This is a genomic window from Streptococcus sp. 27098_8_74 (genome assembly GCF_041431705.1).
GTDB classification, from domain to species: domain Bacteria; phylum Bacillota; class Bacilli; order Lactobacillales; family Streptococcaceae; genus Streptococcus; species Streptococcus salivarius_E.
In genome coordinates this window covers 1-26,429 of sequence record NZ_JAPVYF010000027.1, presented here as the reverse complement: position 1 = coordinate 26,429, position 26,429 = coordinate 1, and the positions used below count along the sequence as shown (strand labels likewise).

Sequence of the window (26,429 nt, the reverse complement as noted above, 5' to 3'; positions counted from 1 at the left end):
AACCGTATTATCAAAATCAGCCTTAGTTGCTCCCATCTTAATAGCCACAGAGAAGCCTTGAATCATCTCGTCGACACCGTAGCCAATGCCATGAAGACCGATGATTTTTTCATCCTCACCAAGTGTTACTAATTTCATAGTTGACGGCTGACGATTGTTTGCAAGAGCTGTATACATTGGAGTAAAACTAGATTTATAGACCTTGATATTCTCCGCACCATATTTAGCAATTGCTTTTTCCTCAGTCAAACCAACAGAACCAATGACTGGGTGGCTAAAGACCACAGTGGCTACATCAGTGTAATCAAGCTTAGCATCGGCTTTATTGTTGAAGAGTCGCTCTGACAATTGACGTCCCGCCTTGATTGCAACTGGCGTCAAATCTAGTTTACCAGTCACATCACCAAGGGCGTAGATACCAGGAACTGATGTATTTTCAAAGGCGTCTGAATAAATGTTACCTCGTTCAGTCAACTCAACGCCCGTCTTTTCAAGACCAAAGCCAGAGGTATTGGCTGCACGACCAATAGCCCAAATGAGGCAATCAACAGTGATCGTTTCTCCATTGTCAAAGCTAATGGTCAAAGAATCGTCAGCATTTTTCACTACTTCTGTAGCATTAGCATGCGTGTGAAGGGTCGGACCTGATTTGGCCATCTCATCGACTAAGACATCGATAATATCCTTGTCAAAGGTACGTAATGGGCGATCCTTACGAACAAAGAGATGCGTATCACTACCAAGAGCATTGAGAACACCAGCAACCTCAACGGCGATATAGCCAGCACCGATAACAGCTGTACGTTTTGGTACCTCATCTAACTCAAAGAAACCATCTGAAGTAATCCCATATTCACTACCTGGAATATTTGGATAAAGAGCATGACCACCTGTTGCAATAAGGATATGGGGTGCTGTATAAAGCTCCCCCGCTACTTCAACCGTATGAGGATCAATAAATCTTGCATACTCGTATACACGTTCAACGCCATTGCTATCAAAACCACGCTCATAAGAGCCATGGATACGGTCAATATAAGCCTGACGATTGGCCTTAAGCCTTGCAAAATCAAACTTATTAATTGTTACATCAAAACCATACTCGCCTGCATAACGGTGAAGGGTTTCAGCAACCTGAGCACCATACCACATGACCTTTTTAGGCACACAACCTACATTGACACAGGTACCACCGACCTCTTTTCCTTCAAAGAGAATAACCTTAGCACCATGCATGGCAGCACGATTGGCACTGGCAATACCACCAGAACCACCACCAATGACAATATAATCGTATTCTTTTACCATATTTTACCTCTTATGTTTCTTTATACAGCGTACTGGCTACTAGATAAGCCATTTCTGCCTATACTTTATCATAAAATAGGTACCCTGACAAAAATCTGCTACGACACAAAAAACAACCCCGTCACAACGAGATTGTTTTGTCATATCTTATTTATCAAGTGGTTTGCGAAGGAATCCGAAGAGGATACCTGATACCACAGCACCAATCAAGATGAAGAGAAGGTAGAGAAGGGCATTTGATGTGAGGGCAATTACGAAGATACCTCCGTGTGGTGCCATCAATTTGATTCCTGCCATACCTACAAGAGCACCTGTAAGAGCTGAACCGACGATAAAGCTTGGGATAGCGCGTGCTGGGTCAGCTGCACCAAATGGGATCGCACCTTCAGTGATGAATGAAAGTCCCATAACGATGTTTGTCAAACCAGAGTTGCGTTCTTCTTCAGTGAATTTATCTTTAAACAAGAGTGTTGCTACAAATACTGCCAACGGAGGAACCATACCAGCCGCCATAACTGCTGCCATAACAACTGAACCACCTGAAGTTACTGTTGCTGCGAGAGTACCTGTACCAAAGACATAAGCTGCTTTGTTGACTGGTCCACCCATATCCACTGCCATCATACCACCAACAAGGAGACCAAGTAATACTGCTGAGCTTCCTGACAAGCTTGACAAGAAGTTATTAAGACCAGTATTGATTGCTGCCATTGGGATATTTACTGCCAACATCAAGAAACCAGTAGCAAATACACCTAGAAGTGGCAAGAGCAAGATAGAACGGATTCCTTCAAGGGCACGTGGAATACCTGCCAAGAGTTTACGAAGAACAAGGATAACACCACCTGCAAGGAAACCACCAACAAGAGCTCCAAGGAAACCAGAAGATACGCCAGCAAGGGCAAGGGTTGCTTTACCACCTGAAGCAAATGGAACACCACCAAAGGCTGCACCACTTGAAGCAATAGCACCAGCTACGAAACCTGATACCAAACCTGGTTTTTCAGCGATAGAGTAAGCAATGTAACCTGCAAGTACTGGAAGCATGAAGCCAAAGGCAGCGCCACCAATTGCTTTGAATTGAGCAGCAATTTCATGGTAAGAACCAAGTTGTGACAATTGATCTTTAGGAACACCCATGATTTGGTCAAGCAAGAAGGCAAGCGCAATCATGATACCACCACCGATAACGAATGGAAGCATTTGTGATACCCCACTCATCAAGTGTTTATAGAAGGCACCACCAAGGCTCAATTTCTCACTTGATTCTTGAGCAGCTCCAGCATTTTCAGCGTGGAAGACTTCAGCTTTTCCATCCAAGATGTTTTGGATTAATTCTTGAGGTTGACGAATACCTGCAGCGACTGGTTTAGAAAGCAATTTTTTACCATCAAAACGTGCTGTTTCAACTGCCTTGTCTGCTGCTACGATAACACCTACAGCCTTACTGATTTCTTCAGCAGTCAATGGTGTTCCGACACCTGAAGCACCGTTAGTTTCAACACGAACATTGACACCCATTTCTTCACCTGTTTTAATTAGTGATTCTTCAGCCATGTAAGTGTGAGCAATACCAGTTGTACAAGCTGTGACGGCTACGATAAGTGGTTTATCGCTTGAAGCTGCTTCTTTAACAGCTTGTGCTTTCTTAGCTTCCTCAGCTTGTGCTTCTTCTTCACCCGTATTGAAAGCAGCAATCACTTCATCTGGAGAAGTCACCTTACGCAAACGATCTGCAAAACCATCTTGCATAAGGTATTTTGACAACTCAGCAAGGGCTGCCAAGTGAGTGTCATTTGCTCCCTCTGGAGCAGCAATCATAAAGAAGAGGTCTGTAGGTTGACCATCAAGTGATTCGTAATCTACACCTTTATTAGATTTAGCAAAAAGTACTGTTGCTTCTTTTACTGCAGCATTTTTGCTGTGCGGCATAGCGATTCCATCACCCAAACCAGTTGATGTTTGTGCTTCACGAGCCATAATACCTGCTTTGAAAACATCAAAGTCAGTCACAACACCGTTGTCAACCAAGCTGTTAATCATTTCATCGATAGCAGCTTCTTTTGTAGTTGCTTGAAGGTCAAGCAACATTACTTTTTTGTTCAGTAAATCCTGAATTTTCATAGTTTTTCTACCTCTACTTTATTGTATGTTTCTTTAATAAATTCAATTGTCGCTAAATCATCTGAGAAAGCTGTAGATGTTCCACACGCTACTCCCCACTTGAGGGCCTCAATCGGATCACCTGATTTAACAAACTCACCAGTGAAACCAGCAACCATCGAGTCACCCGCACCAACAGAGTTTTTAACTGTTCCCTTGATTGGTTTAGCAAAGTAAGCAGCCTCTGGTGTGACCAGCAGAGCTCCATCACCTGCCATTGAGATGATAACGTTCTGGGCCCCCTTAGCAAGGATTTCACGCGCATATTTTTCAACATCAGCCAAACCATTAAGTTTGACATTGAAAATAGCTTCTAACTCATGGTTATTTGGTTTAACCAAGAGTGGTTGGTAAGCCAAGGAATCAATCAAGGTTTGTCCTTCAAAGTCACAGACAACCTGTGCACCCGTTTCACGCACTAGTGGAATCAATTTGTTATAGACCTTATTTCCAAGATTGCTCGGTGCTGATCCAGCAAAAACAACCACATCATCGGCACTTACACTTGAAAGAACTGCTTCCAATTCAGCCAATTGATACTCATTAATGACAGGTCCTGCACCATTAATTTCAGTTTCTTGGTCAGCCTTGATTTTAACATTAATACGTGTGTCTTGATCCACTGCTACAAACTTGGTTTTAATGCCCTCTGCATCCAAACCATCTGTCACAAAACGTCCTGTAAAACCACCGATGAAGCCCGTTGCAGTATTATCAACACCTAAACGTTGCAATATACGACTAACATTAATACCCTTACCGCCAGCGAACTTATCATCACTCTCCATACGGTTAACTTCACCAATCTCTACTTTATCGATACGCACAATGAAGTCGATTGATGGATTCAGCGTTACAGTATAAATCATACTTCAATAACCCTCGTTTTCTCTTTTAATTCTTGTAGGAGCTCTTCTTCCGAAGCGTTTGTAATTATGGTTACTTTCTCGACCTCGGCTACCTTAGCATAGGTAATCTGACCAAGTTTAGAGGCATCAGCTAGAACGTAGGCTTTTTGCGCATTGGCTATAACCGTCCGTTTGATAACTGCCTCTTCCATGTCTGGTGTGGTGAAATAATGAGCATCAACGCCATTAGCACCAATGAAAGCACAATCAAAATTCAGCTGTCTGATTTGCTCTTGAGCAGTACTTCCAATAGAGGCATCCGTTGAATGTTTAACCTTTCCTCCAACAATCCTAGTGCTAACACCAAGATCTACCAGCTTAACCGCATGATGGATAGAATTAGTCACAACCGTTACCTGACGATTGGCCAAATGTGGAATCAAAAGTTCATTTGTTGTACTAGCCTCAAGAAAGACGACATCACCTTCCTTAATCAAATCGGCAGCATAACCAGCTAACTGAGCCTTTTCTTTAACGTTTCTAATAGCTTTTTGACTATTGGCAATTTCTTCCTTTAGACCATGAATGCTTTCAGCACCACCATGAACACGCTTAAGTTGGCCATCTGCCGCTAACTCGTCCAAGTCACGACGAATCGTCGACTCGGAAGTATCACTTAACAAAACAGTTAGGTTTTCCAAAGTGACAAAACCATCTTGTTTCAACTGAGACAAGATAATCTGCTTACGTTCAGACTTTAGCATAATCTCTCCTTCTGTAATCGTTTACAGAATCTATTATACTCAATTTTTAATAACTGTCAACTAAAAACAGTCAAAAAAAATCAAAATATTTCATTACAAAACACTAATCTACCAAAATGACGCAATTTGATAAGAAAGTTCTTACATTTTCAAAAAGAATACAACCTTTCAGTATAAGTGCAAAATAAAAAAGCCTTGCGGCTCTCTTATCTTATTTGGCATAGTCAACCGCACGGAATTCACGAATGACTGTAACCTTGATATTTCCTGGGTAATCCAAATTCTTCTCAATTTGTTCACGTACCTTGTGAGACAAGATTGTAACTTCATCATCTGAGATTTTGTTTGGATGAACCATGATACGAATCTCACGACCAGCTTGAAGGGCGAAGCTTGTTTGAACACCGTCAAAGCTTGATGCAATTTCTTCCAAATCACGAAGGCGTTTGACGTAATTCTCAACAGATTCATTACGAGCTCCTGGACGAGCCGAACTCAAAGCATCTGCTGCAGCTACAATAACTGCAATGACGCTCTCAGGTTCTACATCGCCATGATGGCTAGCGATAGCGTTAACCACAACTGGATGTTCTTTGTACTTACGTGCAAACTCAGCACCAATCTCTACGTGGCTACCTTCGACTTCTTTGTCAATGGCTTTCCCCATATCGTGAAGGAAACCAGCACGACGAGCGAGGGCAACATTCTCACCCAATTCACCAGCCATGATACCTGCTAGTTTACCAACTTCAACTGAGTGACGAAGGACGTTTTGACCATACGACGTACGGAACTGCAAGCGTCCCATAATCTTGATCAAGTCAGGGTGAAGATTCATAGCACCAATTTCGTAGGCTGCCTCTTCACCATATTCACGGATACGGTTATCCATTTCCTGACGGCTCTTCTCAACCAACTCTTCAATACGAGCTGGATGAATGCGTCCATCCTTAATCAAGGCTTCGAGAGTCATACGTGCAATTTCACGACGAACGGGATCGAAACCAGAAAGGACAACCACTTCTGGAGTATCGTCAATAATAACGTCAATACCTGTTAGACTTTCAAGCGTACGGATGTTACGCCCCTCACGTCCAATGATACGACCTTTCATATTGTCATCTGGAAGGTGAACAGTAGTTACTGTTTGTTCAGTAACATAATCTCCAGCCAAGCGTTGCATAGCTTGCGCCAACACGTTTTTGGCTTTCTTATCAACAGTATCTTTAACCTGTGCTTCTGCATCTTTGATACGTGTTGCAATCTCATGAGTCAGATTATTCTCAGTCTCCGTTAAGATTACCTCACGCGCTTCTGCAATGGTCATTTGACCAACACGTTCAAGTTCAGCCTGCTTCTCAGCCTCCAACTGAGTCACATTCTCTTCACGCTCATTAAGATGTTTAGATTTGTCAGCAAGACTCTGCTCTTTCTTCTCGAGGGCAAGTTCTTTACTTGATAGATTTTCATCCTTACGATCAAGGCTAGTGGCACGTTCTGTCAAACGATTTTCCATCTGTTTAAGCTCTTGACGTTCAGATTTGAATTCTTTTTCAATATCTTCTCGATATTTTCTAGCTTCCTCTTTTGCTTCTAACAAGAACTCTTTACGTTGAGCCTTACTCTCGCGTTCAGCAGTCACACGCAGATGATCTGCATCATGCTCTGCCTGACTACGAAGGTTCACAGCGTCTTGTTCTGCCTTTAGCAAGGTAGTTTCTGCTTGTTCCTTAGCTTTGCTAAGTTTAATAGAAATTGCTAAATATCCAACGACTAAACCAATGAGTGCAAAGACAACTAAAATTATCATGTTTATCATGTCTTTACCTCAACTTTTCTAAGGTTTCCCTAAAGAAAACCGTCTTCTAGTGTATCATATTTATAGCGATTTCTCAAATATATACTAGAACTTTAAACTGATTTTATGGTATCATAACTCTATTAGAATAGGGAGGTATTACCATGCCAAAAGACGTTACTGTTGAAAGTTTTGAACTTGATCACACCATTGTAAAAGCACCTTATGTGCGTCTTATTTCTGAGGAAGTTGGACCTAAAGGAGATATCATTACAAACTTTGATATCCGTTTGATTCAACCTAATGAAAATAGTATTGACACAGGTGGTCTTCACACTATCGAACACCTACTCGCTAAACTGATCCGTCAACGTATCGATGGACTTATTGATTGCTCACCATTTGGTTGCCGTACAGGCTTCCATATGATTATGTGGGGTAAACAAGATCCTACAGAAATTGCTAAAGTTATCAAATCTAGTCTTGAAGCTATTGCTAACGAGATTACATGGGAAGATGTTCCAGGAACTACCATTGAATCTTGTGGTAACTACAAGGATCACAGTCTTCATTCAGCTAAGGAATGGGCTAAACTTATCCTCGAACAAGGTATCTCAGACCAAGCCTTCGAACGTCATACCGTTTAAAAAACATTGGGATATATCCCAATGTTTTTTAGTATTTTCTAAAACGTTGATAACGCGCTTCAAGCAAGTCCTCTGTTGATAATTGGCTTAATTCTGCCAACTCATCTACAATTGCTGTCTTAATTGCTTCAATAATTTCACTTGTAAAGTAACCACGTTCTGGAATCACCTTATCAACGATTCCCATATTAAGCAACTCGCCTGATGTAATCTTCATCAACTCTGCTGCCTCTTCTGAACGTGAGCCATCTTTCCAGAGAATAGTCGCAAACCCTTCCGGACTCAAGATAGAGTAGATGGTATTTTCAAGCATCCAAACCTTATCGGCTACCGCCAAGGCAAGAGCTCCTCCCGAACCACCTTCACCAATGATGATGGCAATAATTGGCACCTTAAGATCACTCATTTCCATAAGGTTACGCGCAATTGCCTCACCTTGTCCACGTTCCTCTGCTCCAACACCAGGATAAGCACCTGCAGTATTGATAAAGGTAACAACTGGACGTCCAAACTTTTCAGCCTGTTTCATGAGGCGAAGAGCCTTACGATAGCCCTCTGGATGAGGTTGCCCAAAGTTACGGTTAAGGTTATCTTGTAGGTTTCTACCTTTTTGGATACCCACTACAGTAACCGCTTGGCCATTTAAACGACCAATACCACCAATAATGGCACCATCGTCACGGAAATTACGGTCGCCATGAAGTTCGATAAAGTCATCGAAGATTCCTTGGGCAAAGTCCAAAGCAGTTAAACGGCCTTGGTCACGCGCTTCTTTTAAAATACGTGCTACGTCGCTCATTGAACACCTCCATGGAATGATAAGAGTGTGGCAATGGTATCAGCCAACTCTGTACGTTTAACAATGGCATCAACAAAACCATGTTCTTGAAGGAACTCAGCCTTTTGGAAATCATCTGGCAAAGTTTCGCGAACTGTGTTTTCAATAACACGACGACCTGCGAAACCAATCAAGGTTTGTGGCTCAGCTAAGATGATATCACCTTCCATGGCGAAACTTGCTGTAACTCCACCAGTTGTTGGATCTGTCAATACAGTCAAATACAACAAGCCAGCATTCGAATGACGTTTTACAGCGGCTGAAATCTTGGCCATCTGCATCAAACTCATGATTCCTTCTTGCATACGGGCACCACCAGATGCTGTAAAAATAACAACTGGAAGTTTTTTTTCAATCGCATGTTCAAAGAGCTGGGTGATTTTTTCACCAACAACAGTTCCCATTGAAGCCATGATAAAGTTAGAATCCATAATAGCTAAGGCTGTTCTTTGTCCCTTGATAGTTGCAACGCCTGTCACAACTGCTTCATCAAGACCCGTTTTTTCCTTGGTTGCCGCTAATTTCTCCATATAACCTGGGAAATTCAATGGATTTTTGGTTTCAATTCCTGTAAAAAGTTCCTGGAAAGAACCCTCATCAACCGTTAAATCGAGACGTTCTTTAGCGGAAATACGGAAGGTATAAGAACAATTTGGACAGATTTTAGCTTGTCCCAAGTCCTTTTGATAAATAGCTTGTTTACAACCAGGACATTTGGCAAAAAGTTCATCTGGAACTTCTGGCACTTGGTGATCAACCCCATTACGTACAGAACGGTTAGGATTGATACGGATATACTTTTCTTTTCGATCAAATAATCCCATAAACTCTATTCCTCACGATTCTGATAAGCTGGTAGGAAGGTCTCCATCAAGAAGGAAGTATCATAATCCCCAGCGATAACGCTACGATCCGAAATCAAATCCAACTGGAAGTCAGCATTAGTCACAACACCATCGATTTCGAGCTCGTAAAGGGCACGTTGCATCTTCATGAGTGCCTCAAATCGATTTTCTCCATGAACAATGATTTTAGCAATCATTGAATCATAGTAAGGTGGAATAGTATAGCCAGGATAGACTGCACTGTCTACACGAAGACCAACACCACCACTAGGTAGGTAGAGATTGCTAATTTTCCCTGGACTAGGTGCAAAGTTGAACTTAGGATTTTCTGCATTGATACGACACTCAATAGCATGTCCCTTGATTTCAATATCATCTTGGGTCACAGAGAGTTTTTCACCTGCGGCAATACGGATTTGTTCTTTAACAATATCCACACCACTTACAAATTCTGTAACTGGGTGCTCAACTTGAACACGGGTATTCATTTCCATGAAATAGAACTGACCTGTTTTTTCATCAAGAAGGAACTCGATAGTACCCGCATTTTCATAATTTACAGCCTTAGCGGCACGGACAGCTGCAGAACCAATTTCGTGACGAAGAGTCTTACCAATAGCAACTGAAGGTGATTCTTCCAAGACCTTTTGGTTATTACGTTGAAGAGAGCAATCACGCTCACCTAGGTGAACAATGTTACCGTAGCTATCTCCCAAAATTTGAACCTCGATATGACGAGCTGGGTAAATAACTTTTTCAATATACATCGCCCCATTACCAAAGGCTGCTTTAGCTTCTTGTGACGCAGATTCGAAAGCTGGAGCTAACTCTTCTTCAGTGTTAACCTTACGAATCCCCTTACCGCCACCACCGGCAGAAGCCTTAAGCATCACTGGGTAACCAAGACGGTTGGCAACTTCCAAAGCCTCCTCAGCTGTAAAGACTTCACCATCTGAACCAGGAATTACAGGGACATTAGCCTTAATCATTTCAGCACGGGCATTGATTTTGTCACCCATCTTGTCCATGACTTCGCCTGAAGGACCAATAAACTTGATGTTCATTTCTTCACAGAGAGTGGCAAATTTAGAGTTTTCACTCAAGAAACCAAACCCTGGGTGAATAGCTTGAGCCTCAGTCACAATAGCAGCTGATAGGACACGATTCATATTTAAATAAGAATCCGTTGATTTTGCAGGCCCGATACAAATAGCTTCATCAGCAAGCATAGTATGGAGAGAATCCTTATCTGCTTCAGAATAAATAGCAACCGTTTGGATACCCAATTCACGCGCTGCACGGATAATACGCACTGCAATTTCACCACGATTGGCAATCAATAATTTTTTAAACATAAAACAAGATAACATCAGACATTTTTTGATAGTCTGTGTTGATTTCCTTTCTATGTGATAGACCAATGTCTAAAGAAAAATCCTTTCCGACTGTCGCCAGAAGGATTTTCACAAAACATTAGCTTCCAATAGCAAAAGTCAAAGTACCTGATGCAGCAAGTTTACCATCGACTTCAGCCTTAGCTTCAACAACAGCAATTGTTCCACGACGCTTAACAAACTTAGCTGTCATAACAAGTTGGTCACCAGGAACCACTTGTTTTTTAAATTTAACCTTATCCATACCTGCGTAAAAGACTAATTTGCCCTTATTTTCAGGTTTAGACAATTCAAGAACACCAGCTGTTTGCGCAAGAGCTTCCATGATAAGAACGCCAGGCATAACTGGGTATTGAGGAAAATGTCCATTAAAGAAAGGTTCATTGATCGTTACATTTTTAATAGCTGTGATTTCGTCTTCTGAAACTTCTAGCACACGGTCAACCAAAAGCATTGGATAACGGTGTGGTAAAGCTTCACGAATAGCATTAATATCAATTGTCATTTGATGCGTACCAATCCTTTTCCGTAGTCAACAACTTCTTCATTTGCTACCAAGATTTCAGTAATAACACCATCTTTAGGTGCTGGCACTTCATTCATAACCTTCATCGCTTCAACGATAAGAAGAGTTTGACCTTTCTTAACAGTGTCTCCAACAGAAACAAAGGCTGGTTTTTCAGGTGATGGAGACAAGTAAGCCACACCGACAAGTGGACTTTCAACCACTTCTCCTTCAGCAGCTTGAGGTGGTGCAGAAGCTTCTTCAACTGGTGTTGCTGGAGTTTCAACAGCAGCAGGTGCTGCTACTGGAGCAACCGGAGCCTGGGGAGCTGGCGCAACTACTTCAACTGTAGGAGCTACTGGGGCAGCTGTTACTGAACTTGTTTGATTTTTGCTCAAGTTCAATTCTTCACCATTGTTTTTGTATGAAAATTCACGCAAAGTTGATGCATCAAATTGAGCCAACAAATCTTTGATTTCAGAAATATTCATGAATTAAGCCTCCCAACGTTTAAAGGCAAGAACAGCATTGTGTCCACCAAAACCGAAAGTATTTGAAATTGCGTACTCAATATCAGCTTCTTGACCTTCACCATAAACAACATTAGCTTCGATGTAGTCAGACAATTCTTTTGTACCAGCAGTTTTCGGTACATAACTATGACGAATAGCTTCGATTGTTGCAATAGCTTCAACCGCACCAGCAGCACCTAGCAAGTGACCTGTAAATGATTTAGTAGATGAAACTGGAACATCTTTACCAAGTACAGAAACAATGGCACCACTTTCACCTTTTTCATTGGCAGGTGTTGATGTCCCGTGAGCATTAACATAATCAACATCTTCAGGTTTGATACCAGCTTCATTGATAGCCAATTTAATTGCTTTAGCAGCACCAGAACCGTCTGGAGTTGGTGTTGTCATGTGGTAGGCATCACAGTTTGATCCGTAACCAACAATCTCAGCCAAGATGTTAGCACCACGTTTTTGAGCATGTTCCAAGCTTTCGATAACGAGAACCCCTGCACCTTCACCCATAACAAAACCATTACGGTCTTTATCAAATGGAATTGATGAACGTTCTGGATCCTCTGTTGTTGAAAGTGCTGTAAGAGCATTGAAACCACCGATACCAATCTTAGTGATTGAAGCTTCAGCACCACCAGCCAAGACAACATCATGCAAACCGAATTTAATTTCACGGAAGGCCTCACCGATTGCATCATTGGCAGAGGCACAAGCAGTTGTCACGGATTTACATACCCCTTGAGCACCAATTTTAAGAGCAATGTTACCAGCACCCATGTTTGAGAGTGCTTTAGGGATAAACATTGGTTTGATACGTTTCATACCACGTTCGTGCATACGAATGATTTGATCTTCAAGTTCTTGGAGACCACCGATACCAGATGACACGATAACACCAACACGATCACGATCTTCTTCTTCCATGTTAAGTCCTGAAGTTTCAAGAGCTTCCATAGCAGCATAAATCGCATAAAGTGAGTAAGTGTCCATACGATTAGTATCTTTTTTCACAAAGTATTTATCGAACGGGAAATCTTGGATTTCACCAGCGTTAAAGACTGGAATTTCAGAAGCATCAAACTTAGTAATTGGCTTAATACCAATTTTACCGTCATGAAGACTGTTCCAAAATTCTTCTGGTGTATTACCGATTGGTGAGGTCACGCCGTAACCTGTAACAACAACACGATTTGTAGACATATATATTCTCCTTTTGTCGGATGGATATTCTAGTAAATGATTTTTGATATTGAAAATCAATTATTGCATGGTCATACCACCATCAATAGCGATGGTTTGACCTGTGAGATATTCTTGACTAGCCAAGAATGCTGCAACTTCTGCCACTTCTTCTGCTTGACCAATACGTTTCATTGGTACTTGAGCAATCATAGCATCTTTCATTTTCTCTGGAATAGCGTCAGTCATATCTGATTCAATGAAACCAGGAGCGATAGCATTGACACGGACACCACGGGCCGCAACTTCACGCGCTACTGATTTAGTGAAACCAATCAAACCAGCTTTTGAAGCTGCATAGTTAGCTTGACCAATATTCCCCATAAGACCTACAACAGATGACATATTGATGATGGCACCTTGACGAGCCTTAGACATTGGTTTTAAGACAGCCTGTGTCATATTGAAAGCACCAGTCAAGTTGATTTTCAAGACACGTTCAAAATCTTCTTCACTCATCTTCAACATCAACTTATCGTTAGTGATACCAGCATTATTAACTAGCACATCAACACTACCAAGCTTTTCAATAGCTTCAGCTACCATACGTTTAGCATCTTCACTGTTAGAAATATCACCTGAGATACCTACAACAGTTACACCATAATCTGCAAACTGTGCAAGCAAGTCCTCAGAGATTTCAGAACGTCCATTTAGAACAACATTGGCACCAAGACTAGCAAATTTGTGTGCCACAGCTAATCCAATTCCACGTGTTGAACCTGTTACAAAAACATTTTTATTCTTAAGTTCCATGTTTACCTCGTTTTAAACATTAAGAAGGGCATCAAGACTAGCTTGATCTTCAACATTATGAGTTGGTAAGGTTTTATCAATTTTCTTCAAGAAGCCTGACAAGACTTTTCCTGGACCAATCTCAATTACTTCATCTACACCAAATTCTTGGATAGTGGCAATCGAATCATAAAAACGTACAGGTTCCATCACCTGACGAGCCAAAAGTGCTTTGACGTCTTCTGACTTCATGATTTGAGCCTCAGTATTACCTACCAAAGGAAGCTTAAAGTCAGTGAATGACACTTTCTCAAGTTCTGCTGCCAATTTTTGACTAGCTGATTCAAGTAAAGCTGTATGGAACGGTCCTGAAACATTAAGAGGAATCAGACGTTTAGCACCAGCTTCTTTAAGCAATTCCACAGCATAATCAACAGCCTCAACTTCACCACCAATAACAATTTGTGCTGGAGTATTATAGTTAGCAGGCGTTACTACACCCTTTTCAGATGCTTTTTGACAGATTTCTTCAATCAAACTTGGATCTGTATTCATGACTGCAACCATTTTCCCACTTCCAGCAGGAGCCGCTGTTTCCATGAATTCTCCACGTTTAGCAACCAAGGCTACCGCATCCTCAAATGAGAGTGCTCCAGCCGCAACTAGGGCAGAATATTCACCCAAAGAGAGGCCGGCAACAATATCAGGAGTGATACCATTTTCTGCCAAGAGACGATAAATGGCTACTGACGTTGTCAAAATAGCTGGTTGAGTATAGCGTGTCTGATTAAGTTTTTCTTCGTTAGAATCAATCAATTCACGCAAATCATAACCTAGAATACGACTAGCCGTATCAAATGTCTCTTTGACAACGGGATAAGCCGCATACAAATCGCTCGCCATGCCCAATTTCTGAGCCCCTTGACCAGCAAATAAGAACGCACGTTTTGTCACTATCCTAATCCTTTCGACGTTTTTTAGACGTTTACATCTGCCCAACGAGCAGCTTCTTCTTTAATCACCTTGGCAGCACCTGTGTAAAGGTCTTCCAAGATTTCTGCACACGTTTCTTCTTTACGAACAAGACCTGCAATTTGTCCAGCCATGACTGAACCATATTCCACATCTCCATCAACTACCGCGTTACGAAGGGCACCTGCACCAAGTTCTTCAATTTCCTCTTGAGTTTTCTTACCAGCCAAGAAATCTTTTTCAGCTTGGTTATATTCTGTAGCCAATTTATTCTTAATCGCACGAACTGGGTGTCCAACAACAGAAGCTGAAATAACAGTATCGATATCTTTAGCCTTCAAAATCTTATCTTTGAAGTTTTGGTGAGCATTAGATTCCTTAGCAACAGCGAAACGCGTACCAACCTGAACAGCTTCTGCTCCAAGCATAAGAACAGCAGCCATACCACGTCCATCAGCAACACCACCAGCACCAATAACTGGGATAGATACCGCATCCGCAACCTGGCGAACAAGAGCCATAGTTGTCAATTTACCGATGTGACCACCAGCTTCCATACCTTCTGCGACAACAGCATCAGCACCAAGTTTTTCCATACGCTTAGCAAGTGCAACTGATGGAATAACTGGAATAACTGTGATACCTGCTTCGTGGAAGCGTTCCATGTATTTACCTGGGTTTCCAGCACCTGTTGTAACAACCTTAACACCCTCTTCGATAACGAGGTCAACGATGTCATCTGCAAATGGTGACAAAAGCATGATATTAACACCGAATGGTTTGTCAGTGATTTGTTTCACTCTATCGATATTAGCTTTTACCACTTCTTTAGGGGCATTACCACCACCAATAATTCCGAGTCCACCAGCATTTGAAACGGCACCTGCTAGATCACCATCAGCGACCCAAGCCATACCACCTTGGAAGATTGGATATTTAATTCCTAACTGTTCTGTAATACGAGATTTCATTTTTCACCTTTTTTTCGATTTTCTAATCAAATAAATAGTTTAATAATCAAAGTAATTGTATAAACAAAGGAGAATATCCCAAATAAGAATATTCTCTATGCCCTGCTTATTTAGTTTTTTCTTCTACGTAAGCAACAAGGTCACCAACAGTGTTAAGACCTTCTTCAGTTTCGATTTGGATATCGAATTCATCTTCGATTTCTGAGATAACTTGGAATACATCAAGTGAGTCAGCATCAAGTTCGTCAAAAGTAGTTTCTACTTTTACTTCTTCTGCGTCTTTCCCAAGTTCTTCAACGATGATTTCTTGTACTTTTTCAAATACTGCCATTTTAATTTCTCCTTTAAGATAAATATATTTCTTATAATCTATGCTGGTGCATAATTTATATAACTAGATTTTAACAATAAGACTGCCCCATGTCAAACCCCCACCAAAACCTGATAAAAGAATTGTTTGACCGCTGTCTAATTTTAAGGTCCCATTTGCCACGTTTTCAGAAAGCAAAATTGGGATACTTGCCGCACTGGTATTACCGTAAGACATCATGTTTGCCAAGAATTTATCACGACTGACATCGATTTTCTTAGCCATAATATCCAAAATACGAATGTTAGCTTGATGAAGCAGGAAGTAATCAGGTTCACCTTTTTCTTCAACCAAGGCCTTAATGCTCTTTGAAACTGTCTTAACGGCAAAATCAAAGATCGCTTTCCCATCCATTTGCATATAGGGATTAGGCTGATCAGACTCATCTGAATAAGGCGAGATAACTGCAGAGGCTCCTGACTCAAGACCACCCTTGCTACCATCGGTATTCAAAGATTCTCCGAAGAAATGTTCTTCTTCAGTTTCTTCCAGGAGGACTCCGCCAGCACCATCTCCAAAGAGGACAGCTGTTGTACGGTCAGACCAGTCTAAAGTTTTAGAAAGGACTTCCGCACCAATAACTAGACCTTTTTTGTAGACACCTGACTTAATCAATTTTTCTGCTGTTGCCAAGGCAAAGACGAAACCACTACATGCTGCAGTAATGTCAAAAGCAAAAGCATTGACTGCACCGATTGCTCCTTGAACTCGAGCCGCTACTGACGGCATAGAGCTATCCGGAGAAATCGTTGCAACTAAAACAAAGTCTAGCTCCTCTGGCGATAATCCTGATTTTTCTAATAGCTGATGAGCAACATTGGTGGCTAAATCACTCGTGTTCTCATTCAATGAGATGCGACGTTCCTGAATACCTGTGCGTGAGCGAATCCACTCGTCGCTAGTATCCATGATTTTTGATAGGTCATCATTAGTCACGACCTGAGCAGGTGCATAATGGGCAACCTGACTAATTTTTGCAAATGCCATTATTTCAACTCCTCAAGAAAGGCGTGGAGATTTTCCAATCCCTTGCTCATAACCTTCAATTCCTCGTCGTTAAAGCCTTCTGTAATCCTCATCACCATTGATTTATGAAAACGACGGTGAAGACGATATACCAAACGACCCTTTTTAGAAAGCGATAGATGGACCACACGACGGTCAACTGATGAACGCGTACGGACAATATAACCTTTCTTTTCAAGTTTATTGAGAGAAGTTGTTACAGTACCAAGCGTTAGCATGAGTTCTTTAGCTACTGCACTTGGTGTCGTATCTGGATGTGTACCGATCACATCAATGGTATGCATTTCCTTGAGGGAAACATCGTTAAACTTTGAATTCTTCAAACTTGCTTCTTCGATAATAACTACGTTATTAAAAATATCAACAAGATAGCCATCAATTTTGTCGTAATTCACACCAGACTCCTTTCAATAAAACTTTGACTTTCAAATTATATCAGACTCAAACTAAATTCGCAAGCCCGATTAAAAAACTTTAGTTTTTCTTTTAGAAAATGTGGTTATTTCCCTTGGAATTTAGGTCGACGTCGCTCACTATAAGCACGAACCCCTTCCTTGAAGTCCTCTGTAAAGGCAAGAGATTTTTGCAAGTCAAGTTCCAACTTAGCATAATTTTCCCATCCTGCAAATTCAGATTCCCAAACCATTTCTTTAATAGCTTTGAAGGAGTTCACTGAAGAACGGTTCAATTTTTTAATCAGCTGACTAACTGTTTTTTCAAGTTTTTCTGATTCGACAACCTTATAGGCAATTCCCCAGTCCAAGGCTTTTTCAGCTGATACTGGCTCTCCTGTCATGGTAATTTGAGTCGCACGGTTGATACCAATTGAACGTGTCAAAAGGTAAAGACCTCCAGCGTCAGGTGCCAAACCAACACCTACAAAAGCTTGGATGAATTTAGCCTTATCAGATGCAATGGTAAAGTCTGCTGCAACAGCTAAGTTAGCTGCAGCACCAGCACAAGGTCCATCGACAACCATAATAACTGGCTTAGGCAATTTTTTAAGAGCAAATGAAATTTCATTTACCTGCTCAGCAATACGAACCAAAGACTGCACATCATCTACAGCAACCGCTTTTTGCATTTGATCAAGGTCTCCACCAACAGAAAAGACTTTCCCATTAGCATTGATTACCAAGAATTTTACTGACGCATCTTGATTAGCTTCTTCAATTGCAGCCATAATTTCATCACAAACTGGAATATTAAATCCATTTTGCACTTCTGGACGATTAAGTGTCAAAGTTGCTACTCCCTCTTCAACACTATAAAGAATTGTTTCGTAAGCCATTTTTTACATTCCTCCGATAACTAGTTCCTATATGAAAACCGCATGTTCTTTATGTTTTTATACAATTTTATTTGATGAATAGATAATTTGATTATCAAATCATTCATCATTATTTTCTAGTATACCATAGTCCACCTAAAGGTCAACAGAAACTTAGAGTTTTTTAATTTGATATATCAAAACACCGAGCTCTACAACTCGGTGTCTCTGTTACTCCAATAAGTCCAAAACATCTATGAGGTTATCCAACAAACCTTTGGCTGCTCCCTGATCCATGCCAAAACGATTATCTTTTATGGCCCAGACCTCAACGCCAGCAGCAATCCCCTTTTCGCTATCTTCGATAATCAAAGCCTGATTTGCTTCCACGTTCAAATGCTTCAATGCTGTCAGATAAATCTCTGGATTGGGTTTACTCTCTTTAAATTCTTCTCCTGAAAGAACCACATCAAAGAAACCATCCAAATGATTTTCCTCCAAAGCTCTAAGGATATCTGCCTTCACTGAGCTAGAAGCCAAACCTATTTTCAGCCCTCGAGATTTCACTTCATTCAAGACTTTCAAAACATCAGGAAAGATTAATTCTTTGTAGGGTAAGGGGTTGTCTTGTTTATAGGCATTATACTCTTCTTGTAAAGTTGGCACATCCCAGTTATCATAGTCATCTCTGAGAATATTTTCCCAAACTTGCTTAGTATTTCCACCTATAAAGAAAGACGGGGGTAAATGGTCGATTGAAATTCCCTTTTGAGCTAAGAAACTTGCACGTCGATCATAATAATATTTTTCAGTGTCAAAAAGGACACCATCCATATCAAAAATAATTGCCTCTACCACGGGATATCCTCCTCTTTCTTACTTTATTGTACCATAATCATTCTAAATCTTACTCGCTTTTAAAAACAATGTGACAAATTGTCAGAATTTTGCTATAATTGTAGAGTAATTTAAAATTTTTGGAGTAACTATGAAAGTCATCAAATTCGGTGGAAGCTCGCTTGCTTCAGCCACACAATTAGAAAAAGTCTTAAACATTGTAAAATCTGACCCTGAACGTCGCTTTGTCGTTGTCTCTGCCCCAGGTAAACGTAACGATGAAGATACCAAAGTCACAGACGCCTTGATTAAATACTATAAACACTACACAAAAGGTGCTGATGTCAAAGCTGACCAAGAATGGATTATTAACCGCTATCAAGCTATGGTCGATGAGCTAGGCTTCAAATCAACAGAAATGGCGAAGATTGCTAAATCTATCAACGATCTTGCCACTCTTCCTATTGAAGACAATGATTTCCTTTATGATACTTTCCTAGCTGCAGGGGAAGATAATAACGCAAAATTAATCGCAGAATATTTCCGTAATAACGGTATTGAAGCACGTTACGTTCACCCTCGCCAAGCTGGTATTTTTGTCTCAAGCGAACCTGGGAATGCTCGTATCCTTCCAGGAGCCTATGACAAGTTGGAGGAGCTTCGTGAATCAGATGAGGTTCTTGTAATCCCTGGTTTCTTTGGTGTTACCCCTGATAATCAAATTTGTACTTTCTCGCGTGGAGGCTCTGATATCACAGGATCTATCGTTGCAGCGGGTGTGAAAGCTGATTTATACGAAAACTTTACGGATGTAGATGGTATTTTCGCAGCCCATCCTGGGGTTGTCCATGAACCACATTCAATTCCAGAGTTGACTTACAAAGAAATGCGTGAATTGGCTTATGCTGGCTTCTCTGTACTTCATGATGAAGCCCTCCTCCCTGCCTATCGTGGTAAGATTCCACTCGTTATTAAAAACACAAATAACCCATCTCATCCTGGTACTCGTATTATTCTTGAGCACAAGGGTGCAACAGTTCCTGTCGTTGGTATTGCTAGTGATGACAAATTTGTAAGTATTAATATGAGCAAATACCTTATGAACCGTGAGGTCGGTTTTGGACGTAAGGTGCTTCAAATCTTGGAAGATTTAAACATCCGTTGGGAACACATGCCTTCTGGAATCGATGATCTTTCAATCATTATTCGAGAACGTGAACTTACCCCAATCAAAGAACAAGAAATCCTTTCATACTTGACTCGTGAACTCGGTGTTGATGAAGTTGAAATTGAACATGGCCTTTCAATTCTCATGATTGTTGGTGAAAATATGAAAGACCACATCGGTGTTACAGCGACAGCAGCTAAAGCGCTCTCTGAAAAACATATTAACCTAGAAATGATTTCTCAAGGTTCTAGTGAGGTTTCTGTTATGTTTGTAATTGAAACTGAGCAAGAAAAAGCAGCCGTCAGAGCTCTTTATGATGCCTTTTTCCGTAGTGACGACTAATCTAAAAACCTATCTCCTTCAGGGAAAGGTTTTTTCTTTATGAGAAAAACTAAGCCAGCTCTTATCATATCTACTCCAATAGCCAATTCATTAATCAATTATGCATAGCTATTGCAAACCAAAAAACACTAACTTTCGTTAGTGCTTTTTTTACAAGATGTTTTCGTAAGTTTCACGAACGGCATCTGGCCAAACTGAAGTTTGAACCTCACCAATATGTTTCTTACGAAGCAAGAACATAGCCATACGTGATTGACCAATACCTCCACCAATTGTTAGTGGGAAAAGGCCATGTAACAAAGCTTGGTGCCAATCCAATTTCAAACGATCTTGGTCGCCAGTAATTTCAACCTGACGTTTAAGGGCATCTTCATCAACACGAATACCCATTGATGACAATTCAAAAGCATGTCCTAATTGTTCATTCCAAACCAAGATATCTCCATTCAAACCACGGTAACCATTCTCAGACTCAGTTGTCCAGTCATCATAGTCAGGTGCACGACCATCATGTGGTTTTCCATCAGGAAGAACACCACCGATACCAATCAAGAATACAGCACCATATTCCTTGGTAATAGCATCTTCACGCTCTTTTGGTGTCAAATCAGGGTACTTCTCAACAAGCTCTTCTGAATGGATGAAGGTAATTTTCTTAGGTAAAATTGCTTCAATATCGTAACGTGCTTCAACTGCTAGCTCAGTCAAACGAATGACCTTATAAATGGTTTCAACAGTTTCTTTCAAATAAGCGATATTACGATGTCCGTCAGGAATAACTTTTTCCCAGTCCCATTGGTCAACGTAAACAGAGTGCGTTGCATCCAATGAATCTTCATCTGGACGAAGAGCCTTCATATTAACCACGAGCCCTTCACCTTCATTGAAACCAAAACGAGCCAAAGTATGGCGTTTCCATTTTGCTAATGAGTGAACAACTTCGTATGTCGCGTCTGGAATCTGAAGTACATTAACAGTTACAGGATTCTCAATACCGCTCAAATTATCCTGCATACCATCCCCGACCTTACTCAAAATAGGCCCTTGCACTTCAACGACGTCAAGTTTATCAATCAAATACTGTGTAAAAGTATTCTTCACAAAAGAAATTTCCTCTTGTTGATGAATGAAGCTCTTTTTCATACGCTCCTCCTTTAAAAAATCGATAAGCCTATTATACTCCTATTTTTCAGAAAAATAAAGAAATTTTCCAACAATTTTGAAAATTTCTTGTTTTTTATGTTAGGTTTTATCACATTTTCTTAGTTAGCTTCACAACTGCTTCTGTTCGAGCCGTATGAGGAAACATATCTACTGACTGGATATAATTAACATCATAAACTTTAGCCAAAGAAACTAGGTCTCTAGCCAAAGTAGATACATTACATGAAACATATACCATTTTTTCAGGAGTGTAGTCCAGTATCGTTTTAAGTAGCTTATCATCTAAACCAGTTCTAGGGGGATCCACAATAAGAGCATCTGCTCGATAACCTTCCTTGTACCAACGTGGAATGATATCTTCTGCTTTACCCACCTCATAGTGAGCATTTCCCAGTCCAAGTGATTTGGCATTCTTCCTAGCATCCTCAATAGCCTCAGGAATAATATCCATACCTCGAATACTCTTTACCTTATTTGCAAAAGCAAGTCCAATAGTACCAACCCCACAATAGGCATCAATAAGATGTTCTGCCTTATCCACATCCAAAGCTTCAACGGCCTGACCATAGAGTACCTCTGTTTGTTGAGGATTCAACTGGTAAAATGCACGAGGAGAGAGAGCAAAGTTATAGTCCAGTACCTCTTCTTGAATAGTGTCTTGTCCCCAAAGAATTTCCGTCTCTTGACCATAAATCTCACTGGATTTCGAATAATTATAATTGACAGCAATTGTTACGATTTCTGGAAAACTTTCCGTCAATTCCTTAACTAATTTAGTTAAAGAAACTGATTTAGAGGTCACAAAAATCAACTGGACCTGATTTGAACCCAAAGCACGTCGTATCATAACTGTACGAATTCCAGCAATTTTGCGCTCATTATAAATTGGTAACTTGTATTTATCTAACAAATTTGTCACCTTATTCATAATGGCTTGAGTTAGCTCATCCTGAACTAGGCAATCATCAATATTAATGAGGCGATGACTCCCTTCCGCAAATAAGCCAGATTTAACTGAGCCACCAAAAGAACGGGTTTGAAATTGTAGTTTAGCTCGGTAATGTTGTGGTTGCTCCATCCCTATTGTTGGACGAATGTCATATGACTCAAAATTAGCCGGTTTAAACTTCTTCAAGGCTTGTCCTAACAAGTCAGTTTTAAACTCTAATTGCTTATCATAACGAAGATGCATTAACTGGCAACCACCACAATCTTCATAAATACTACATGCAGGTTCGACACGAAATTTAGAAGGTTTATTAATTTTTAATAATTTCGCCTGAACAAAGTTTCTCTTAACAGAAACAACTTGACAGAACACCTCTTCACCCTTCAAAGCCCCTGGTACAAAAACTAGAGTTTTCTTATAAAATCCAATGCCTTCGCCATTGATTCCCATGCGTTTTATCTTAAGCGGGATACGCTGTTTCACTTGTAAATTCATACTACCATTCTAACATTTTGATATAATAATAACTATGAAAATCACAAAAATCGAGAAGAAAAAGAGACTTTATCTCCTTGAGATAGACAAAAAAGAGAGTCTCTACGTTACAGAAGATACCATCGTTAAATACATGTTGACTAAAGAAATGATACTGGACAAAGATCAACTAGAGGATATTAAATCCTTTGCTCAGTTCTCGCATGGTAAAAACTTAGCTCTCTATTTTATTTCATTTAAACAACGTACTGAGAAAGAGGTAAAAGATTACCTTTTTAAACATGAAATAAACCCTCATATAATTCCAAAAATTATTGATAATCTAAAAAAAGATCATTGGATTGATGATTACAAACTCCTAGAAAGTCTAGCTCAACAAAATCTGAATTCAGGTGATAAAGGGGCCTATGTGCTGAAGCAAAAATGGCTTCAAAAAGGTTGTAACAAACAAATCATTGACGATGTTTTAAGCCAATTTGATTTCTCAGAAATAGCCATTAAAGTAGCTTCAAAACTGTTACGAAAATATCAGGGAAAACTACCATCAAAAGCCCTAAAAGATAAATTAACTCAAAGCCTTATCAATAAAGGTTTTTCATTCCAAGAAAGTAAACTAGCAATCGATCATCTAGAACTTGAAGCAGATGAAGAAAATGAGCAAGCTCTCCTTTATAAAGAAATTGATAAGCAATATCAAAAATTTAGTAAAAAATACGACGGTTATGAGCTTAAGCAACGCTTGACACAAGCTTTAGCCCGAAAAGGTTATGACTTTGATGCGATAGCATCCGCTCTAAGAGAATATTTATAGGTATTCCCCCTCTTTTCACAAAATTATGATACAATAAAGGGGATAACCCTTATTGTAGAAAGAGGACGCCATGAAATTACCAAAAGAAGGCGACTTTATCACAATTCAAAGTTATAAGCATGATGGTAGTTTGCACCGTACTTGGCGCGATACTATGGTACTAAAGACAACTGAGAATGCTGTTATTGGCGTTAACGACCACACCCTCGTTACTGAAGCAGACGGAAGACGATGGGTAACACGTGAACCTGCTATTGTTTATTTCCACAAAAAATACTGGTTTAATATTATAGCCATGATTAGGGATAACGGCATTTCCTACTACTGCAATTTAGCTAGTCCATATATTTTGGACCAAGAAGCACTAAAATATATTGACTATGACCTAGATGTCAAAGTCTTCGCTGATGGTGAAAAAAAATTGCTAGATGTAGATGAATATGAAACACATAAAAAAGAAATGCATTACTCTCCTGATATTGACTATATCTTAAAGGAACATGTTAAAATCTTGGTAGATTGGATTAACAATGGTAAGGGGCCATTTTCACAATCTTATGTTAACATCTGGTACAAACGTTATCTTGAACTAAGGAATCGTTAAAGTTGTCATAAAAAAGACTAGTAATAATACTAGTCTTTTTTTGCACTAAAAACTAATGCTTCGGAATCTAAATCCATATTCAAAAGATAACGCCCTTCTTCTACTTGAATAAGATACCCTAATAATTCTAAAGCATCAACAAAAATATTCCTCCTTTTTTGAAGTGCATATTCCTTCCTAACGTATTTTAAAAGAAAAGTCGTAACATGTTTTAAAAAATATTCAGGATTAACATCCCCTAATATATCATATAATCTATTCTGCTCTTCCGATAATGGTAGATTTTCTCTTAATTTATAGAAATAGTTTGAAATTGTAAGATCATCTCTCGTGATACTCGTTTGTTCAATAATGACAACTTCATTAGTAGAATTACTTATCTCAGTAACAAATCTACGATTTAATAGCTCTAAATAACAAGTAGAATCATCTTCAATAAAAAAATGCTGATCTAAGTCAATTGTAGAAGAATCCGACACTAGATTAATTAATAGACGGTAACGCTTCTCAAATCGTTCAATATAGCCTGCTTTTACAAACTCCTCAATTAATTTATCTATATTCTTTTGAAAAGGAAACTCCCTTTTTATTGCTCTCAGGGTCACAGGCTGATTAAGATATAGATAATTCACAATTTCCATAAAAAAAGCTTGCTTACATAGTTTGTTTGGGTTAAATTGTATTATCATAAGAAGTATTATACCATTAATCAGACCACTAAAAAAAGGCCTGACGGCCTAATTTTATGCATTAAAACTTTCAGTCAACTGTGGTACTACTTGTTTCTTACGAGAAACGGCACCTTCAAGGAAAGCATGATTATTTTCTAAAACAAAATCAAAGGCTTTTTCAACATTATCAGTATTTGAACCAAGTGCAAGAATTTCTGAATTTGAATTAAGGATATCAGTAATCATTAAGACAAAGTCAGAGTATCCATTGCTTTTAACTGAGTTATTAATAGCTTCTTCGATTTCCTCTTGACGAGAAAGAACATCGGCAATATCAACTGTATTAACTTGTGCAACACGAACTTGATTGCCATTCAATTCGAAAGTTTTGGCATCAATATCAATAAGTTCTTCAGCAGATTTAGAAGAAAGATTAGTACCAGCTTTAAGCATAGCAAGTCCATATTCTTCCAAATTAACTCCAGCAATTTCTGCAAGTTCAGCAGCAACTGCAGGATCTGAAGCATGTGTAGTTGGAGATTTAAGAAGAAGAGTATCCGAAATCAAACCTGACAAAAGCAAACCAGCCACTTCCTTAGGAACTTCAACATTGTTTTCTTTGAACATACGATAAACAATTGAAGAAGCTGATCCAACAGGTTCCAATCGCATCATTAATGGATTAGCGGTTTCAAAGTTAGCCACACGGTGATGGTCTACTACCTCAATAACCTCAACATCCTTAATATCTGAAATAGATTGTTGAAACTCATTATGGTCTGTAAGAATTACTTGATTAACTCCCTCTGACAAAGCTGATTCAACAACTCGTGGTGCCTCAACACCAAAATAATCAAGAACGAAAGCTGTTTCTTCGTTAGGAGTACCTAAAGCAACAGCTTCAGCATCAACACCAAGTTGACGTTTCAAATAAGCATATCCATAAGAAGACCCGATTGCATCAGAATCAGGGTTTTGATGACCAAAAACAAAAACTTTAGACATAAATTCACCTCAAAAATAGTATTATAAGCTATTATAACATATAAAAAAAAGAAACAAAATAAAAAGAGTAACCTAAGTTACTCGAAATATAGTCCGTACGGGATTCGAACCCGTGTTACCGCCGTGAAAAGGCGGTGTCTTAACCCCTTGACCAACGGACCAT

27 protein-coding genes and 1 tRNA gene are annotated in these 26,429 nt (G+C 39.8%); 4 read left to right on the top strand and 24 right to left on the bottom strand.

The window, feature by feature from the left end; translation table 11 throughout:
* The 5 genes from gorA to O3670_RS09335 all read right to left on the bottom strand — a co-directional run.
* Nucleotides 1–1,308: glutathione-disulfide reductase (gene gorA / locus O3670_RS09355; RefSeq protein WP_371596068.1), on the bottom strand; the 1,308-nt coding region annotated here is incomplete at its 3' end.
* Between the two features lie 147 nt (nucleotides 1,309–1,455).
* A complete protein-coding gene (locus O3670_RS09350) occupies nucleotides 1,456–3,432 on the bottom strand; it encodes a PTS fructose transporter subunit IIABC (protein ID WP_002885474.1) in 1,977 nt (658 codons plus the stop codon).
* On the bottom strand, nucleotides 3,429–4,340 hold the full coding sequence (gene pfkB / locus O3670_RS09345) for a 1-phosphofructokinase (RefSeq protein ID WP_314462056.1): 912 nt from the start codon (nucleotides 4,338–4,340) through the stop codon (nucleotides 3,429–3,431). The genes O3670_RS09350 and pfkB overlap by 4 nt, the downstream gene beginning before the upstream one ends.
* Nucleotides 4,337–5,083: a DeoR/GlpR family DNA-binding transcription regulator gene (locus tag O3670_RS09340; protein WP_038675357.1), complete on the bottom strand. Its 747-nt coding sequence runs from the start codon at nucleotides 5,081–5,083 to the stop codon at nucleotides 4,337–4,339. The genes pfkB and O3670_RS09340 overlap by 4 nt, the downstream gene beginning before the upstream one ends.
* Before the next feature lie 211 nt (nucleotides 5,084–5,294).
* Complete coding sequence (locus tag O3670_RS09335; RefSeq protein WP_002885478.1) at nucleotides 5,295–6,902, bottom strand: ribonuclease Y; 1,608 nt, start codon at nucleotides 6,900–6,902, stop codon at nucleotides 5,295–5,297.
* A 143-nt stretch (nucleotides 6,903–7,045) separates the two neighbouring features.
* Here O3670_RS09335 and O3670_RS09330 point away from each other — a divergent pair, with 143 nt between their 5' ends.
* Entirely contained in the window at nucleotides 7,046–7,528 is a 483-nt protein-coding gene (locus O3670_RS09330; protein ID WP_002885585.1) for an S-ribosylhomocysteine lyase, read from the top strand.
* 28 nt (nucleotides 7,529–7,556) lie between these two features.
* Here O3670_RS09330 and O3670_RS09325 read toward each other — a convergent pair whose 3' ends face one another.
* The 14 genes from O3670_RS09325 to O3670_RS09260 all read right to left on the bottom strand — a co-directional run bounded on the left by O3670_RS09325 (nucleotide 7,557) and on the right by O3670_RS09260 (nucleotide 19,078).
* Complete coding sequence (locus tag O3670_RS09325) at nucleotides 7,557–8,327, bottom strand: acetyl-CoA carboxylase carboxyl transferase subunit alpha (protein WP_002886662.1); 771 nt, start codon at nucleotides 8,325–8,327, stop codon at nucleotides 7,557–7,559.
* Entirely contained in the window at nucleotides 8,324–9,190 is an 867-nt protein-coding gene (gene accD / locus O3670_RS09320; RefSeq protein ID WP_022495980.1) for an acetyl-CoA carboxylase, carboxyltransferase subunit beta, read from the bottom strand. The genes O3670_RS09325 and accD overlap by 4 nt, the downstream gene beginning before the upstream one ends.
* A gap of 5 nt (nucleotides 9,191–9,195) precedes the next feature.
* A complete protein-coding gene (locus O3670_RS09315; protein WP_002886659.1) occupies nucleotides 9,196–10,566 on the bottom strand; it encodes an acetyl-CoA carboxylase biotin carboxylase subunit in 1,371 nt (456 codons plus the stop codon).
* A 118-nt stretch (nucleotides 10,567–10,684) separates the two neighbouring features.
* Nucleotides 10,685–11,110 (bottom strand): 3-hydroxyacyl-ACP dehydratase FabZ, encoded by a 426-nt coding sequence (gene fabZ, locus O3670_RS09310; RefSeq protein WP_002885470.1) that lies wholly within the window; start codon nucleotides 11,108–11,110, stop codon nucleotides 10,685–10,687.
* Complete coding sequence (gene accB / locus O3670_RS09305) at nucleotides 11,107–11,601, bottom strand: acetyl-CoA carboxylase biotin carboxyl carrier protein (protein ID WP_022495981.1); 495 nt, start codon at nucleotides 11,599–11,601, stop codon at nucleotides 11,107–11,109. The genes fabZ and accB overlap by 4 nt, the downstream gene beginning before the upstream one ends.
* Nucleotides 11,602–11,604: 3 nt before the next feature.
* Nucleotides 11,605–12,837, bottom strand: coding sequence for a beta-ketoacyl-ACP synthase II (gene fabF / locus O3670_RS09300; RefSeq protein WP_022495982.1), 1,233 nt, complete (start codon nucleotides 12,835–12,837; stop codon nucleotides 11,605–11,607).
* A 60-nt stretch (nucleotides 12,838–12,897) separates the two neighbouring features.
* On the bottom strand, nucleotides 12,898–13,632 hold the full coding sequence (fabG, locus tag O3670_RS09295) for a 3-oxoacyl-[acyl-carrier-protein] reductase (RefSeq protein WP_014633564.1): 735 nt from the start codon (nucleotides 13,630–13,632) through the stop codon (nucleotides 12,898–12,900).
* A gap of 12 nt (nucleotides 13,633–13,644) precedes the next feature.
* On the bottom strand, nucleotides 13,645–14,565 hold the full coding sequence (fabD, locus tag O3670_RS09290; protein ID WP_049545679.1) for an ACP S-malonyltransferase: 921 nt from the start codon (nucleotides 14,563–14,565) through the stop codon (nucleotides 13,645–13,647).
* Nucleotides 14,566–14,588: 23 nt separating this feature from the next.
* Nucleotides 14,589–15,554 carry an enoyl-[acyl-carrier-protein] reductase FabK gene (gene fabK, locus O3670_RS09285; protein WP_022495984.1) on the bottom strand — a complete coding sequence of 322 codons (966 nt, stop codon included), beginning with the start codon at nucleotides 15,552–15,554 and terminating at the stop codon, nucleotides 14,589–14,591.
* A gap of 106 nt (nucleotides 15,555–15,660) precedes the next feature.
* The gene (locus tag O3670_RS09280) at nucleotides 15,661–15,885 is read right to left on the bottom strand and encodes an acyl carrier protein (RefSeq protein ID WP_002885495.1); all 225 of its coding nucleotides are present in this window, start codon (nucleotides 15,883–15,885) and stop codon (nucleotides 15,661–15,663) included.
* Nucleotides 15,886–15,948: 63 nt separating this feature from the next.
* On the bottom strand, nucleotides 15,949–16,911 hold the full coding sequence (locus O3670_RS09275) for a beta-ketoacyl-ACP synthase III (RefSeq protein ID WP_037612035.1): 963 nt from the start codon (nucleotides 16,909–16,911) through the stop codon (nucleotides 15,949–15,951).
* Entirely contained in the window at nucleotides 16,911–17,345 is a 435-nt protein-coding gene (gene fabT / locus O3670_RS09270; RefSeq protein ID WP_002885562.1) for a fatty acid biosynthesis transcriptional regulator FabT, read from the bottom strand. Before fabT ends, O3670_RS09275 begins: the two co-directional genes overlap by 1 nt.
* Before the next feature lie 104 nt (nucleotides 17,346–17,449).
* Nucleotides 17,450–18,241 (bottom strand): enoyl-CoA hydratase, encoded by a 792-nt coding sequence (locus O3670_RS09265; protein WP_002885566.1) that lies wholly within the window; start codon nucleotides 18,239–18,241, stop codon nucleotides 17,450–17,452.
* A 210-nt stretch (nucleotides 18,242–18,451) separates the two neighbouring features.
* Nucleotides 18,452–19,078 (bottom strand): HAD family hydrolase, encoded by a 627-nt coding sequence (locus O3670_RS09260; protein WP_148513041.1) that lies wholly within the window; start codon nucleotides 19,076–19,078, stop codon nucleotides 18,452–18,454.
* Between the two features lie 130 nt (nucleotides 19,079–19,208).
* Here O3670_RS09260 and O3670_RS09255 point away from each other — a divergent pair, with 130 nt between their 5' ends.
* Nucleotides 19,209–20,567, top strand: a complete 1,359-nt coding sequence (locus tag O3670_RS09255; RefSeq protein WP_038675348.1) for an aspartate kinase — start codon at nucleotides 19,209–19,211, stop codon at nucleotides 20,565–20,567.
* A gap of 150 nt (nucleotides 20,568–20,717) precedes the next feature.
* On the opposite strand, the gene asnA is transcribed toward O3670_RS09255, so the two are convergent.
* Entirely contained in the window at nucleotides 20,718–21,710 is a 993-nt protein-coding gene (gene asnA, locus O3670_RS09250; RefSeq protein WP_004181885.1) for an aspartate--ammonia ligase, read from the bottom strand.
* Between the two features lie 109 nt (nucleotides 21,711–21,819).
* Entirely contained in the window at nucleotides 21,820–23,175 is a 1,356-nt protein-coding gene (gene rlmD, locus O3670_RS09245) for a 23S rRNA (uracil(1939)-C(5))-methyltransferase RlmD (RefSeq protein ID WP_148513040.1), read from the bottom strand.
* Nucleotides 23,176–23,209: 34 nt separating this feature from the next.
* Here rlmD and recX point away from each other — a divergent pair, with 34 nt between their 5' ends.
* Together recX and ntdP are read left to right on the top strand one after the other, a co-directional pair.
* Nucleotides 23,210–23,986: a recombination regulator RecX gene (gene recX, locus O3670_RS09240; protein ID WP_021144654.1), complete on the top strand. Its 777-nt coding sequence runs from the start codon at nucleotides 23,210–23,212 to the stop codon at nucleotides 23,984–23,986.
* 70 nt (nucleotides 23,987–24,056) lie between these two features.
* Entirely contained in the window at nucleotides 24,057–24,590 is a 534-nt protein-coding gene (ntdP, locus tag O3670_RS09235) for a nucleoside tri-diphosphate phosphatase (RefSeq protein WP_002886644.1), read from the top strand.
* A 29-nt stretch (nucleotides 24,591–24,619) separates the two neighbouring features.
* Here ntdP and O3670_RS09230 read toward each other — a convergent pair whose 3' ends face one another.
* From O3670_RS09230 to O3670_RS09220, 3 genes are all read right to left on the bottom strand, one after another.
* A complete protein-coding gene (locus O3670_RS09230; protein WP_049546010.1) occupies nucleotides 24,620–25,279 on the bottom strand; it encodes a DUF1803 domain-containing protein in 660 nt (219 codons plus the stop codon).
* Between the two features lie 54 nt (nucleotides 25,280–25,333).
* Nucleotides 25,334–26,266: a manganese-dependent inorganic pyrophosphatase gene (locus tag O3670_RS09225; RefSeq protein WP_371596065.1), complete on the bottom strand. Its 933-nt coding sequence runs from the start codon at nucleotides 26,264–26,266 to the stop codon at nucleotides 25,334–25,336.
* Nucleotides 26,267–26,355: 89 nt separating this feature from the next.
* Nucleotides 26,356–26,427: transfer RNA gene (locus tag O3670_RS09220), tRNA-Glu, on the bottom strand.
* Nucleotides 26,428–26,429 lie beyond the last annotated feature (2 nt).